Annotated in this window: 15 protein-coding genes; 6 read left to right on the top strand and 9 right to left on the bottom strand. The window is 56.1% G+C overall.

The annotated features are described in order from the left end of the window. Both H7A51_12830 and H7A51_12825 read right to left on the bottom strand, forming a co-directional pair. A complete protein-coding gene (locus tag H7A51_12830) occupies positions 1 to 1317 on the bottom strand; it encodes a TolC family protein (GenBank protein MCP5537097.1) in 1317 nt (438 codons plus the stop codon). Between the two features lie 63 nt (positions 1318 to 1380). Further along, positions 1381 to 1731 carry a hypothetical protein gene (locus H7A51_12825; GenBank protein ID MCP5537096.1) on the bottom strand — a complete coding sequence of 117 codons (351 nt, stop codon included), beginning with the start codon at positions 1729 to 1731 and terminating at the stop codon, positions 1381 to 1383. Between the two features lie 809 nt (positions 1732 to 2540). On the opposite strand from H7A51_12825, the gene H7A51_12820 reads away from it, so the two are divergent. Beyond that, positions 2541 to 3275, top strand: coding sequence for a TIGR02206 family membrane protein (locus H7A51_12820; protein ID MCP5537095.1), 735 nt, complete (start codon positions 2541 to 2543; stop codon positions 3273 to 3275). Between the two features lie 38 nt (positions 3276 to 3313). Here the strand turns inward: H7A51_12820 and H7A51_12815 are convergent, their stop codons facing one another. The 6 genes from H7A51_12815 to H7A51_12790 form a co-directional block, all read right to left on the bottom strand. Continuing rightward, positions 3314 to 3796 (bottom strand): hypothetical protein, encoded by a 483-nt coding sequence (locus H7A51_12815; protein MCP5537094.1) that lies wholly within the window; start codon positions 3794 to 3796, stop codon positions 3314 to 3316. Between the two features lie 121 nt (positions 3797 to 3917). Then, positions 3918 to 5495 (bottom strand): hypothetical protein, encoded by a 1578-nt coding sequence (locus H7A51_12810; protein ID MCP5537093.1) that lies wholly within the window; start codon positions 5493 to 5495, stop codon positions 3918 to 3920. 404 nt (positions 5496 to 5899) lie between these two features. Further along, positions 5900 to 7462: an arylsulfatase gene (locus H7A51_12805; protein ID MCP5537092.1), complete on the bottom strand. Its 1563-nt coding sequence runs from the start codon at positions 7460 to 7462 to the stop codon at positions 5900 to 5902. A gap of 75 nt (positions 7463 to 7537) precedes the next feature. Then, positions 7538 to 8209, bottom strand: coding sequence for a C40 family peptidase (locus tag H7A51_12800; GenBank protein MCP5537091.1), 672 nt, complete (start codon positions 8207 to 8209; stop codon positions 7538 to 7540). A gap of 15 nt (positions 8210 to 8224) precedes the next feature. Continuing rightward, complete coding sequence (locus tag H7A51_12795; GenBank protein MCP5537090.1) at positions 8225 to 9382, bottom strand: lipid A deacylase LpxR family protein; 1158 nt, start codon at positions 9380 to 9382, stop codon at positions 8225 to 8227. Between the two features lie 91 nt (positions 9383 to 9473). After that, the gene (locus H7A51_12790) at positions 9474 to 10124 is read right to left on the bottom strand and encodes a hypothetical protein (GenBank protein ID MCP5537089.1); all 651 of its coding nucleotides are present in this window, start codon (positions 10122 to 10124) and stop codon (positions 9474 to 9476) included. A 99-nt stretch (positions 10125 to 10223) separates the two neighbouring features. On the opposite strand from H7A51_12790, the gene H7A51_12785 reads away from it, so the two are divergent. Both H7A51_12785 and H7A51_12780 read left to right on the top strand, forming a co-directional pair. Beyond that, a complete protein-coding gene (locus tag H7A51_12785; protein ID MCP5537088.1) occupies positions 10224 to 11135 on the top strand; it encodes an MBL fold metallo-hydrolase in 912 nt (303 codons plus the stop codon). Beyond that, a complete protein-coding gene (locus H7A51_12780) occupies positions 11125 to 12510 on the top strand; it encodes a hypothetical protein (protein ID MCP5537087.1) in 1386 nt (461 codons plus the stop codon). The genes H7A51_12785 and H7A51_12780 overlap by 11 nt, the downstream gene beginning before the upstream one ends. 22 nt (positions 12511 to 12532) lie before the next feature. On the opposite strand, the gene H7A51_12775 is transcribed toward H7A51_12780, so the two are convergent. Continuing rightward, positions 12533 to 13027 carry a GNAT family N-acetyltransferase gene (locus H7A51_12775; GenBank protein MCP5537086.1) on the bottom strand — a complete coding sequence of 165 codons (495 nt, stop codon included), beginning with the start codon at positions 13025 to 13027 and terminating at the stop codon, positions 12533 to 12535. A gap of 154 nt (positions 13028 to 13181) precedes the next feature. On the opposite strand from H7A51_12775, the gene rpmH reads away from it, so the two are divergent. From rpmH to yidD, 3 genes are all read left to right on the top strand, one after another. Beyond that, a complete protein-coding gene (rpmH, locus tag H7A51_12770; GenBank protein ID MCP5537085.1) occupies positions 13182 to 13370 on the top strand; it encodes a 50S ribosomal protein L34 in 189 nt (62 codons plus the stop codon). A 124-nt stretch (positions 13371 to 13494) separates the two neighbouring features. Further along, positions 13495 to 13857, top strand: coding sequence for a ribonuclease P protein component (gene rnpA, locus H7A51_12765; GenBank protein ID MCP5537084.1), 363 nt, complete (start codon positions 13495 to 13497; stop codon positions 13855 to 13857). Positions 13858 to 13875: 18 nt separating this feature from the next. Continuing rightward, positions 13876 to 14145 carry a membrane protein insertion efficiency factor YidD gene (yidD, locus tag H7A51_12760; protein ID MCP5537083.1) on the top strand — a complete coding sequence of 90 codons (270 nt, stop codon included), beginning with the start codon at positions 13876 to 13878 and terminating at the stop codon, positions 14143 to 14145. Positions 14146 to 14191 lie beyond the last annotated feature (46 nt).

Raw genomic sequence — 14191 nt, 5'->3', positions numbered from 1 at the left:
TTAACGAATGGCGGCAGCACTTCTGAGAGAAGCAGAGGCTTTTCCTAATGAGGCACGATTACCTTCTTGCTGGAGTTGAAATTTGAGCAGGAGTCGCCAGGTATCGATTACATCGACGAACGACTGGGTGCCTACGCTGTAGGCTTGCAGTGCCAACTCATGAGCTTGCTGGGCATCGGGGATGAGCCGGGTATCGAACAAGGCAATCATTTCCCGTGATGAGTTGGCTCGGAACCATGCATCTTCGACACGTTGGCGGAGTTCTGCACGCGAGTTGGCAATGCTTGCCTGCATTTCTGCAATACCCGCCTCGGCTTCGCGGATTTTTGCCTGGCGTGGTTTTTGCCAGAGAGGAAGGGTCATACCGAGAGTGAACATGGTTTGATCATGACCATTGGCGACGGGTGACAGACCTGATTCGGAGACCCACGAGTGTTGAGCGCCGATCAGAAAATCGGGATAGGCATCGAGCTTTGCATTGCGGAGCCGATGTTGGAAAGCAGTAAGGCGTGCCTGACCTGCCTTGACGCTGGGATGGGCTGACTCAGCTCTTGCGATGAGACTGTCAAGCTTGCTGGAAGAAGGAACAGAGGAGCGTTTGGGATATGGTAAGCTGGAATGGCTAGGACGATTAAGCAATGCGTTCAGCGTGGCCTTGGCGCTGCCTGTTTGCTGCCTCGCAGCAATGAGTTGTTGATCAACCTTGCTGATCTCAGTGGAAATTCTGAGCAGGTCGGCCTGGGTTCCTTGGTTGGCTTTGACCCGTGCCTGAACGACTTCTTCGATGGTTTTTAAAACCTCTTTGCTCTCGCGGCTGATACGTTGATTTTGAGCTGCAAGGTAGTAATCCCAGTAGGCAAAACGGACGCGCTCGGCGATGCGGAGTTTCAGGTTTTCCCGTTCCGCTCTGGCGGCGTCAGCTTCTTTCTGGGCTGCATTTGCCTTGGCGCGTCGTTTGCCGGGAAACGGGATCGCTTGTTCGACACCTGCCATGGCATCAACTTGTCCAGCGGCTGTCTCAGCAAGACTGCCTGCACTGATCCTGGCCTTGGGATCGGGTAATGCTTGTTCCTGTGCGACTTTGGCTTGGAGTCGATTTATTTTCTGGCCTGCGGCAACGAGTGCCGGGTGATGTTGCAGGGCATGGGAAACAAGCTGCTCTACGCCGGCACTGGATGGTATGCTGTAGTGGGCTGCTTGCGTGGGCACTGGTGACAAATCGATCGAACCCGGTGACCTGTTATCGTTAGAGCTCGGTGTCTGGCACCCTGACAGGGCTACAATGACGATACCGGGAAAGAGGGTGGGGATTTTCATTTTTTGATGGAGTTAGAGTATTGTGGCCCCCGGGGATAACCCCCCGGGGACCAATTCGAATATTTACTCGTGGTTGTGGCCACTGTGATCCTCATGATCATGAGCATCGGTGCTAGCTTTTCCCTTGTTCAACATGGCCAGGTATTTGTCTGGGTCGGCGTTGAATTTCTTGAGGCATTTTTTGCAGCACATTTTGATTTCCTGGCCTTGATGGACGAAGACGTAGGCATCGCCCATGGAGCCAAGTTCCTCACCGGAAACGACACAAGTATCGAGCGGGTAGGGTTTGACGGCTGGGTTTTCGGTATCGGCTTTTCCGGTGCCGCCCTCTGTTTTTTTCTCCCCACATGAGGTGAGTATAAGAGGAGCAGAAATGAGAATAGCGGCCAATTGGATGTATTTTTTTGTTTTCATGGAATTGATATTGGGTTGGTTGTTATTGTGAAAATCGCGCCTGTTTTTGAATGATGCAGATACGCGGGCACGAGGACGCTGGACTGCTGTTTGATCAGCCTGTGGTCGTGGGCACAAATGTCCTGATAATCGCGTAGATGACCGCCGCAATCGGGCTATTGTGGCCCGGTGCGATGTTGATGAAATATACACTAACGAACTAACGCGTGGACAGTTCACCAGTCATCCATAGATCCGCAGGGATGCCCGATGACACAGGGGCACGCGGATAGGTTCCGTTTATCAAAGGCGGAAAACTGAATAGAGAATACGGAGTGAAACCCCAGGAGGGTCGTGTGTTGTCCGTGGTGGCTTCACCACACGTATGGGTACACATGGATCCGTTGGTATCGTAACAACACAAGGCTCGGGAAGGAGTGCATAGACCGGATTATGAAGATCTGTTTTCCCTTGTTCTGTATACTGCTTGTTGAGCGAGCACATGCATTGGTGGTCGTTCTTGGAGGGGGATTCATCATCACCCTGATCCTCGGATGACCCGCCGCAGCATGATCGAACAGGTGTTTTCTCAGTTGCGGAACCACACCCATTCAAAGCACAGCAACAGGCCGGGTTGACCAGTAGCAGCGCCAGGAAAGCGGTGATGATGTTCTTTACGAGTTTCATGGTGCTGAAAATAACACGCGGAGTCAGTTTACTACTATGAGTGTCTGAAAGCAAACTCTATTTCCAGTGGAAATTAGCCGACGAATCACTGTTTTTTGATTTTAACATGGTACCATCAATGAAACAATCCCCACCCAGCCATCATGGACAGCAGGGAATTTACGGCATTTGGAGTTTCGCATTGGGCGGCATTGGCAGCGACGGCGGTCGCGGCCGTGGGCTTGATTGTGTTCGAGCGGTCAAAGGTGTCCGACACCATCAAACGCAGGGTCGAAATTGGTCTCGGCATTTTGCTCATCCTCAGTGTGCTGGCCGATCCGCTGACAAACTGTTTGCGTTACTCCCGTGGAATCGACGGCTCGGTGGGGCAGGCCCTGGAAATGATTCACGACAACTCGTACCCGTTCTACCTCTGTGACGTGGTGGCGATTGTGTTGGCGGTGGCACTTTTCCGCCGCAGCCAGAGGCTTACCGAGCTCGGCTATCTCTGGGGGGTGGCGGGGACCTTGCAGGGGATGATCACACCCACGCTCTACTTCAATTGGGATGCGCCGGAATACTATGCCTTTTTCCTGCAGCACGGCGGCGTGCCGGTTGCGGCACTGACGCTTGTCTTCGGGCTCGGCCTCAAACCGGAAAAGGGCACCTTCATCCGGGTCGTGCTCTGGGGCTGGGTTTATATGGCTATCGTCATCGGGTTGAATGCCCTGTTAGGAACCAACTATGGTTTCCTCAACGGCAAACCCGGTGTGCCGACCCTGTTCGACTACATGGGGCCATATCCCTGGTATCTGGTCACGCTGAACGTGATAGCTTGTGTGTTGTACGGATTGCTTTTGCTTCCGTTCAGGCAAAGGGAGCGGAGTCGGATCAACTAGCTTGTCACTGCAATGGAGCGAGCGTGCATGGGATTCCACTACCTCCTTTTGTTATTCTTCTTATTGTTTTTCTGATTCTGCTTCTTGGCCGCGTCTGCCGCCTTTTTGTTCGCGGCCCTGGCCTTTTCGGCGAGTTTGTTGTCTACCCGTGCGGTGATACGTGTCGCGATGTAGGTGTTATCCGCACCGTCTTTGCCGTAGGTATGAATCCGTGCGGAAACCAGTGCCTGCATACCTGCCCTGAGCTGACCGGTCGTTCCTTCCTCACCGTTGATAAAGACTTTGATGTTATCGGCGAAGTAATAGATCTTGCCATTGAAGACGATGGAGTCTTTTTTAACGGAATTGATTTTGGGAAGCTCCGAGGCCGCGCCTTTTTTCGAGGCGGGCTGCTTGTTCTTGTTTTTGTTTTTATTGTTGTTTTTGGCATCGAGTCCTGTGGGCAGGCAGAGGGTTGCGATGATGACAACGCAAAACAGGCGGCTTAAAAAACCGGGGTTGAAGTAGGTGTGGGATTTCATGGCCGTGGGTAGGATATCCTAGAATACGAGAGGATTGGGACGCAGGGTAACGGGTCACGACCATTTTTCCCAGCCTTAAATCATGGGGGCCAGTGCGGGTCGTCATTCAATCGCCAACTGGCTATTCGGCTGTCATGGTTTGGCCTTTGGAGCGTGCCCAGTCGGTGATGGCTTTCATCTTGGGGGCTTTGCCGGGATCGTCATCGTAATACTGCATGGCGCCCCAGCTGCCCCATTTGGTCCACTTGCCTACAGATGAGAAGCTTGCAAACAGGCCACCCCCTTCCGTATCCCAGGCGGTGAGGTATTTCTGATAGATTTTCCCCATCCCCGGGTGCTGGTTGGCGGCGATAAAGAGGTCTGTCATCTTCTGGTTGTTTTCTCCGCCGGCGACACCGACCATGTGCTGGCCGCCCTCGTAGGCGATGAGTTTGAGTTTGTACTTGTCGGCGACTTTTTTGGAATCCCGGATCGCCTTGATGGATCGTGGCAGGGAAACCGATTCCAAATGAGCCAGCGCCTGGTCCACCGACCATCCAGCGACCTGTGACGCCGTGAGCTTGTTTCCGTTTTGCGGGACGTTCATACCCATGTAGGGAGCGATGGCGAGTGCATCCGCCTGTTTCCAGGCGTCGTTGTGGGTGAGTACGATGTTTTCCATCCACCATGTGTTGCCCGCCTGCCAGGCGAGGACACGGACCAGGCGATTGCTGTCGCCAAACACCTTTTCCCAGAGATTGAAAATCTCCACCGACCTCTGGGCATAGTACATTCCCGCGCCTTCCCATGGCCGGTCTTTGTTTCCCAGACCTAACAGCGCAGACTGTTTCTGCGCATACTTATGCTGTGCAAATATACCGTTCCAAACCTCGTTGGAGTATTCGATGTAGATCTTCAGCCCGGGATCGAGCCTCTGTTTCACCATTTCTGCAAACCGGCGGATGTAGTCGTCGTCTGCCTGGTGGGGCATGCAGAACCAGGCATCGGCTTGTTGAAGGTTGCAGAGCTCGATCATGCGCTCGAGGGCGATGCCTTTCTTGGAATAGGTGGCATCTGTTAGTTTGGGTCGATCCGACCAGGTTTTTACGTTCGAGCCATTGGTATGCATCCAGTCCATAAAGCGGATACAGGTAACGCCGTTCCAGCGTTTGAGGAAGGCGGGGTGAAAGGGTTGCCTTTGATAGGTTTTTTCGAAGCCGGGCATCACCACGCGAATATTTCTTACATAGTTGGCAGGGTTTGTTTTCATCACCCTGAGCCAGATGGCGCCTTTGGAGGCGTCCGCCTGAATGATCATGTGCCCGTTTGCCTCGGATAGCGTTTTGGCAGCACCAGCGAAGGCCAGTTTTCCCTCACCCTCGAAATACACGTGATAGCGTCCGGACGGGTAATGGTTTCCTTCGATGGTGCAGAGCGGGGTTTCGGCCCAGCAGTCGGGTTCGAGTTGTTTTACCCAGCCGTGTTGATCGAGCTGGAGAGCGGGGCCTTTACCCCATGCCTGGCCTTTTCGTTGGCTGATCCATGGTCGGGACATCCGGAAAACATCGACGAAGGGCAGCTCGGTGTTCCAGTCGGCGGGGCCTGCAAGGTTGATGCCGAGTCGGGCTTTGGGCTCGGATTCCCGGGCGCAGAGGGAGCTGTAGGAGAGTGACAGGATCGCCAGGGTGGCTATCACAGGAGAGTATTTGCCAGGTTTCATACTGCCGGCATAGTGGTAAATCCTAGATCGTCCGTCCAGCCTGATGATGTGGGGCGTGGGCAGGTGCCTGCACTTTGGGAGTGCGGGGATGTGAATCACCGCTTTTGATTCTCCCTGACGCTCGGCCTCGTAGACTCAGGTTCGTCCTCTTTAAAACTGCACCTTTTCTTTCGCTTACATGCGTATTGGCGGTTGGGAGGTTTATGGCGTAGTGGCGCCGCACCAGAATCCAAAGCGCAGAGCCCTCCTGGCGTCGGGGTCCGCGCACTCCAAGGCGATGTACGGTGCTGGCAAGCTAAACCGCGATTTGCCCACACCTTGCAATTACATTCCTGATGACGTGCGGGTGGCTCGGGGGAAGTTGTTGGGCGAGGCGGTTGAAAACCGCCGCCACGTCCGGCGGGTTACTTACCCACGGCGTCACGCACTCCCTTGGTAGACTTAACCATTTTTTGCAGCAGCTCGTCCATGGCTTTGGCGCGCTCCGGATGTTTGTCGATGATGTTGGTTTGTTCGCCGATGTCGTCGTCTAGGTTGTAGAGTTCGCCTTTGGGCTGTTTGGCGGGTTTACCTTTGTTTCCTTTCCTGGCTTTTCTCGGCTGGATGTATTTCCATGGGCCTTGACGGAGAGCCACTCCACCGGCTTCTTCGATCATCGAGGCGAGGCCCTTGGGATCTTTGCCGAGAAGGGCGGGAAGCATGTTGCGGCTGTCGATACCCTGGTCAGCCTCCAGTGCAACGCCGACGAGATCGGCGAACGAGGCCATCAGGTCGATCTGGCTGAACAGCGCCCTGGAGGTGCCGGGTTGGATTTTTCCAGGCCAGCGGATGGTAAAGGGAACGCGGGTGCCGCCTTCGTAAATCTGGTACTTGCCACCACGATAGGGGCCGGAGCCGTCGTGACCGCGGTCGTTTTCCTTAGTCGAGGTATGCACCTTGGTGCCGTCTTCATAACCGTCATCGTAGACAGGGCCGTTGTCGCTTGAGAAAATCACGATGGTGTTGTCGGCGAAGCCGTTATCCTCCAGTGCCTGGGTGATCTCACCCACACACCAGTCGAGCTGCACCATGGCATCGCCTCGGTAGGAAAGTTTTGATTTGCCCCTGAAGCGAGGGTTGGGGGCGCGGGGCACGTGGATGTCCGCAGCGGCCCAGTAGAGGAAAAACGGCTCCTGTTTGCCTTTGCGTGAGGCGAGGTATTTTTTCGCCTGCTTCACAAACTCGTCCGCCATCGTTTCATCGTTCCAGAGAGCGGATTTGCCACCCCACATGTAACCGATGCGACCGATACCGTTGATCACGGAGTTATTATGACCGTGGGTGCTTTGATAGTAGGTCATGGCGGCCCGGTCTTTTTTTCCGTCGGGGTAAACGGTGCCGGTGAAGCCTTCGGGCTTTTTGTTAGAAACATACAGGGGGTCTTTTGGATCGAGTCCGACAACACGATGGTTTTCGAGGTAGACGCAGGGGACGCGATCGTTGGTCGAGGGGAGCAGGAACGAGTAGTCGAAACCAATTTCCAGGGGGCCGGGCTTGACATCGCCATTCCAATCGACGGGAGTATTGCCGTCACCGATACCGAGGTGCCACTTGCCGATCACCGCTGTGGAGTAACCCGCCTTTTTTAACATCTGCGGCAGGGTGAACATCTCGGGCTTGATCTTCATCGGCGCGTTGGGAGGCAGTACGTGGACACCGTGGCGGAACCCGTGGATACCTGTCAGCAGGGAAAAGCGTGAAGGGGTACAGGTAGCGGCCGAGCAGTGGCCGTCGGTGAACCTGAGGCTCTGCCTGGCAAGTTGGTCGAGATTCGGGGTGGGGATGAGTTTGGCACCATAAGCACCGAGGTCACCAAAGCCGACGTCATCGCCGTAAATAATCACGATATTCGGTTTTTCAGCAGCCTGTAATCCTGTGCAAAGCGCAAAGCACAGCGCCGACAATATGAGTGAAGAAGTTCGTTTCATGGGACGATTACCATACTTGGTAGCGTCTTTCCCCCTTTCAACCTAAACATCGTCAATTTTGATGAACCCGCCACATTACCTAGCGGTCAACCCGGGCGGCGGACCAAACCCGACAAAGCGTGACTTGCTACCCGCCCTCGGCAATTGGAAATCATAGACGCCGTAACCGTCCCCCCTTTTCCCCCGGTAGCTCCTGCCCCTGGTGGCGCCGATCATGACGTGCCGACCGTCTTTTTCCTTGCCGAGATAGATTGAAACGTGGGTGATCTTCACGCTGCGGCCATCCGTCGGGGTGTATGTGCCACTCCAGAAGACGAGGTCGCCGGGTGTCAGTTTGGAAAAGGCCTTGTGGTCGGGTGATTGAGGGTAGCCATCGACCCGGGTGATGTTGTTGGCGTCCCTGGTCCAGACAAACTGCTGGGCGGAGGTGCGTGGTGCTGGGTAACCCGCCTTGCGCAACACGTAGTACATGGCACCCGAGCAGTCAAAACCGCCAGCCGATGGAGAGGCGCCGCCGAATTTGTATTTCAGCCACTTGTTGTTGCTGGCTATCCCGAGCGCGGTGGTAATGAGCTTGCGCCGCGGCTCTGAGAGTTTTGCAAAACCTTCCAGGTCGGATGCCTTGAGTGTCGCCGGCCGGTGGTAGGTCACCCCACCTTCACGGTAGCTGTCTTTTGCGGCGTGCAGGGGAAGTGTGGAAACCACAGCCCACAGCCACAATACGGAAAATCGGCGGGTAGAAATCACGTTGCAAGCTCTGTGTTAGAACCGCGTCCTGATAGCGATGGACCCAAACTCCTGCGGAGACCTCTGGGTTTTAAATCGCTTGGTGCGGTAGGTATGCACGTAGCCGACCTCCCATCTGCGGTAGCGGACACCAAAGCCGGCGTAGAGCTCGCCTACCCACGGCTCCCTGTCGACCCCAGTGTCATAATTCCTGAACACGGGGCCGTCGAGGGTGATGTCGTGGAGGATGCCCGTGCCGCGCGCGCCCGCCAGCACGTAGCACGACCAGGCCTTGGTGTTAACGTCTTCGTCACTGTAGAGTTTCTGCGTGTGGGCGGAGGTAGTCAGGCGGCGGTCTGAAAACTCAACCGGCAGGTTCCAGCCCATCCTGACCATGGCGCCGACGTGCGCAGCCGTCAGGTAGTTTCCCAGGGAGTATCCGGTTTCATGGAAACCGTCGATTTCCAGACCTAACGGAAGATCGGTATCATCGAGCAGCGTCCACCGCCGCCGCTGGTTAAAATCCACGTTGATGGTGAACTCCTCCGGGATCTGGCTGTCCCAGCCGTTGAATTTCTCAACATCCAACAGGTCATGGATGAAGTCCTGCGATTCATGGGCGTAGGAATGAGGTCCGACCACACCAAAGGAGATCTCCACGGAATTCAGGGCTTTCGAGTCACGCGCATGAAGCGAAAAACCGATGCCCAGCCATCCGGCGTAGGGATGTTCGCCGGGTGGTGGTGTCAGGGTCTCCCGTGTTTCGGGGGTAAACATCATCTGGGTCAACGCGAAGCCATAGCTGTATTCAACTTCACGGGGCGTCTCAAACCCCCATATTTTCTGCGTCCAGTGAGCACTGTCCGTATCACCACTTAACAGGTGCAGGTTTTTTTGTACAAACGGAATATTGATCACCGGCTTGGCCTCGGTGATGTATGATAGGCGTCCACCGTTGGTGTAGTTGGCATCGGTGCCGGTAAACAGGTCGTTGTCGAGAAAAAATGTTAGATAGCCGCTGTTGTCGGCGACAGAACCCGACGCGGCGGCGATCACAGCCTCCGTATCGGGTTGTCCCCCTGCCATACCCGTCTGGGGAACCAGGCCAATCAGGGCGGCCCCGGCTGACAAGACGGCCAGGGGCTTCAACGACTGCGCGGGCAGGAGGTGGTTTTTCCAAGTTATCATACGCATGGGGTGTAATACTAGGATTGCTCCCGTTTATTGCAAATGGTGATGACACAATTTCCTAACGGGGATGGCATGTGCCTTTTTACCCTTGTTACTAGAGCGGCGGGACAATCAGCTCGTCCCCGACCTTGACATCGATGTTTCCGCCCGGAAAGGATCCGTTCAGCGGGTCGGCAAAGTAGTTGCCGCCCTCATCGATCCTGGATACTGATAGCCGACCGATGATTCCGGTGCCACGGCGGATGGCGAGCTCGGTTCCCACGCGGACGTGTTCACGCATTTTGACATCGATCACGATCACATGGATGCCGTCCTGTTCGGCGACCTCTGAAACCTGTGCCATGAGCATCGCCTGGGCGATCATTTTGGCGCGGCGCTCCTCCTTGTTCAGTTTGCCGGACTGGCGTTCGGTCATGGCGAGGGTCTCGGCCTCCGCCTGCTCGCGTTTTTTCTTCTCAGCGGCAAATTGCTCCTGGAGCAGCCGGTTTTGCTCTTCGATCTCGCGAAGCTTTTCTTTCGACATGCTGTCGGGTGCGTCGACCTCGGGCGCTGTCGCTGGTGTCGGCTGGCCTGTGCGTAGGCGCGTGATTTCCGCTTGAAGACGCGCGTTTTCCTGCATCAGCTCGGTTGCCGAGTGCCTGCGGCTATCCTCGCCTTCGCCACCCTTCATCGCACTGTAGGAAAGAATCAACGCCGCCAGCAGCATGGCAGCGGTTGAGCCAAGTAGGATCTGTGTGATGTTCATGGGCGGAATCTGGTCTAAGATTTCCAATTTAACAAGGTCTAATCCATCGATTCCGGATAAGCAAACCCCCGGCGCAAGCACACAAGACTCACTCCACACTTGAATGTCGGGGTATTCGGGCGCACACTGCAACGCATGGTTCCACAGGGGAAAACACAGGGCATTGACATGGCGGTTTTGGGTAGCGGAAGCGGTGGAAATGCCACCCTGGTCCGTTGTGGCTCGACCCATATCCTGGTGGATGCCGGCCTGAGTGCCAAGCAATTGGTGTTACGCATGGAAATGCTCGGTGTGGTTCCGGATCAACTGGACGCCATCCTGCTGACCCACGAACACAGCGACCACGCACGCGGGATTGATGTTCTTTTGCGGAAGCGCGAGGTGCCGGTTTTTGCCAACGCCCTGACTCGCGAAGCCCTCAGCCATAAAATGAAAAGCGCCATCCCGTGGAAAATTTTCCGCAGCGGCCAGGAATTCGACCTTGGTGATCTCGTTGTCAACGCGTTCCGTATCCCCCACGACGCCGCCGAACCCGTCGGGTTTGTCCTCACAGGCAACAACACCCGGCTCAGCATGGTCAGTGATGTGGGCCACGTCACCCACCTCATGAGGGAGCAGCTCAGGGGCTGTGATGGTATCTACATCGAGGCGAACTACGACCAGGCACTGCTCGATCAGGACACCAAGAGGCCATGGGCCACCAAACAGCGAATCGCATCACGGCACGGTCATCTTTCTAACAACCAAACGGCGGACCTTCTAGCGGAAATCGCCTGTGATAAACTCAAGGTCGTGATGTTGAGCCACCTGAGCTCGGATTGTAACCACCCCGACATCGCCACGCTTGCCGTTGGCAATTCCTTGCAGCAGCAGGGCCTGCATCAGGTGGATGTGCTCTGCGCCCACCAGCATGAGCCGACTGGCTGGATCGAAATTTGTGCGTCGTCACTGGCCGGTCCCGCAATCAGCCAGTCAACAACCCCCCCCTCTCCACCCGTTCATGCCCAGTAACGACATACCGGCGATGCCGGCCCCCAACGCAGGCGCTGGCAAACCAGTGAGGGACCGGACGAAACTCCTCCCCCCCGTCGAGGATGATGCACCGGTCCGGTTGGAGCCCGCCATCGATGTCTTACCCAAGGTGGAATTACCCATGGAGGCCCCTGACACCACCCTCGCGGCACCCCGGCAGGAGCCAGGCAGCAGTTCCGTCGTCTTTACCAAACAGTCGACCACCCCCTCGCTCCCACCCGGTTGCCCTACCCAACTCAGACCCAGGCAAACCGATGCTGACCGCGATGAGGAAAGCACGGCCCCCATCACCGAGCCGATCACCAGTGAGACCTCGTGGAGCGAGGCTGTGCTCCGTCAAGACAGTAACACCAACAAACTCACCCGACTCGCCGTCCCAGCGGCCATGGTACTGGCCGTGGGACTCATCGGGCTGATCATCTGGAGTCTTGCCATCAACGGCACTCCTACATCGACCCATGACCAGGCTGCCACCGCCGCCAGCCATGGCGCCAAGGCAAAACCAGAATGGGAAATGGAGGCAAGAAACGTGCTCGACAAGTACCTGCGGGCGGAGGGAGACACAAACCAGCAATTGCTCTACGTAACCCCCACCCGCGAAACCCACGCGCTACTGCCGGAGTACCAACCACCTCGCAACGCATACGATGTGGTGCAAGCCACGGCCTTTGTCGTCAAACCACTGCCCAAGAGCTTTACCGACAATGGTATTTATTTGATGTACTACCAACGTCCCGACACACCGCCGGAGGACGCGGTGTTCCGTCCACTCATGCCCATCCGTGTCCAGCTTGCCCTCGATTCCCCCTCGTTTCTTGAATTGGCGGCCCAGAGCGGTCGTCTGCGGGCGGGAAACCAACAGAACATCTGCGCTTTTTTTAAACGGGGAAATGACGACCGCATTACGCTCGACTGGCCGGTTTTCGTCCAGACCAGGCACCGCTTGCTCTCCCGCTTTATCGACAGTCCGCATACGGAATCACATGGTGTATTCCGTTTGATGGTGTACCCGGTCCTGCCGTCACTGGTAAAGAATGTGTATGCCCCGCACTTGAGGAACCACGACTGGTATCGCATCCACTGTCCGGGCTATGACAGGGAAACCCATGTGGTTGCGGTGGCCAGAGACTCCGCTGCCGGGAAAATCCTGCGGCATCGCTTCGGCCAGGATGCGCCGGGAGGACGCGCTGTCCATGCCATCACGGCCGAACTGGTATGGAGGGTCTCGGAAAAAGACGCTAGCCCGGTCCTTGCTGTCTCAGGTATTGTTAGCTGGGAGTTTTATAACCTGAACTCACCAGAGCAAAGCCAGCCGACCATGCGACGACCAGGCACCTCCCGGAAAAATATTTAAAAAACCGCCGGCCTGTTGACCATCAATCGATGACCCTGCGCATCGGGATCATGTTGGAGTACTCAAAACCTTCCTTTTTAAAGAAATTCTGTGAGTCGGTTCCCATCTTGTCCGTTAACAGGGTAATGCGCTTGAAGTTTTTCTTTTTCGCAAAATCAGCCACGTAGTCCAGCAGCATCGAGCCATACCCCTGGCCCCGGTGCTTCGGATGGATCACAAAATCCTCAAGCAAAATCACCAGTCCGCCCATAGCCGTGGAGATGGTGAACAGCAGGTTGACCATCCCGAATATCCGGTCGTCATTGCGCAGGACGAAAATACGGCCCCGGTTCGGCTGCTCAAGGATCAAGGCGACACCGCGCTCGTGTGCTTCGGGATTGGGTACAAATTCACCCTGAAGCATCATCAGCTCCTCCACGAGCTGGACGAGTTCCGGCAAGTCTTCGATGGTGGCGGGCTCAACGCGGACGTTCTGTCGCTGCGCGGCCTCTTTGATGGGTGCGTCGTTGCTTGGCATTTACGACCGCTTTTTAGCATCATTTGGGCTGCTCTGTGGAGTTTTTTTTAAGAAAATTGCAATTCCTTGTGAATGCCGGGTTGACAAGAGGCGGAAAATCCCTAGTTTGCCCGCCCGCCCAAGGCGAAAATCTTAACCATTAACCTCTTTCACCATGAAACGCACCTACCAACCATCCAAGCGCACCCGTAAACGCCAACACGGTTTCCGCGCACGCATGAGCACCAAAGCTGGTCGTGACTGCCTCCGCCGCCGTCGCCAGAAAGGCCGTAAGCGTCTTCTCCCTAAGGGTGCCGAGATCCACTTCAAGCGCCACGTCAAGCAGCACACGAAGGCCGCTTAACGGCAGCCTCAAGGGTATCCCGCTTGATCGACGCACAGTGAGTAATTTTCCACGGCCACCCTCCCACAGGTGGCCGTTTCTACGTCTCAGGAGAAGATCACAGGTATCATGCCCCCTCGTCATCATGCGCCTTACCAGAAAATACAGCATGACACGCCAGGCGGAGTTCGCCCGCACTCGCACGGAGGGCGAAGCCAAGGGCGGTGCCTACCTCGTGCTCAGCACCCTGAGCGATCCGCAACTGCCGCACCACAAGACCGGTGTCATCGTCACCCGCAAAATTGGTAACGCCGTCACCCGCAACCTCCTTCGCCGCCGCATCCAGGCCATCCTCACCAAGCACTTCCACCTAATCAACAACGACCATGGAAACCGCTATGTCGTTACCGTCTTGCGCTGGCGCGCACCACAGGCCACCTTCGACGAACTGGAAAAAGACTGGCTCAAACAAGCCCGTCGACTGGCCCTCCTGACCCCCGCTCCCTGACCCTCGCCTCCCGATCCGTTGAAACTCCTTGCCACAACCCTCAGCCACCTGATCCACGGAGCCATCCGCCTCTACCAGAAATTCCTCAACCCTATCCTCAAAGCCGTTGCCGGACCAAATTCCGGTTGCCGGTTTCACCCCACCTGCTCAAACTACTTTCTCCAGGCTGTTCACATTCACGGCCCCTACCGCGGATCATGGCTTGGCATTCGCCGCATTTGCCGCTGCCATCCCTGGGGCGGCTGCGGCGACGACCCCGTCCCTCCAAAAACGCACACAGAAAAATAGTCTCCCCGGCTCGTCCGAGCCACCGACTCTTTCCAATAACCGATAA

The sequence above is a fragment of the Akkermansiaceae bacterium genome, assembly GCA_024233115.1.
Classification (GTDB): domain Bacteria; phylum Verrucomicrobiota; class Verrucomicrobiia; order Verrucomicrobiales; family Akkermansiaceae; genus Oceaniferula.
The sequence above is the reverse complement of the archived record's forward strand: the minus strand, read 5'-3'. Positions and strand labels throughout refer to the sequence as shown.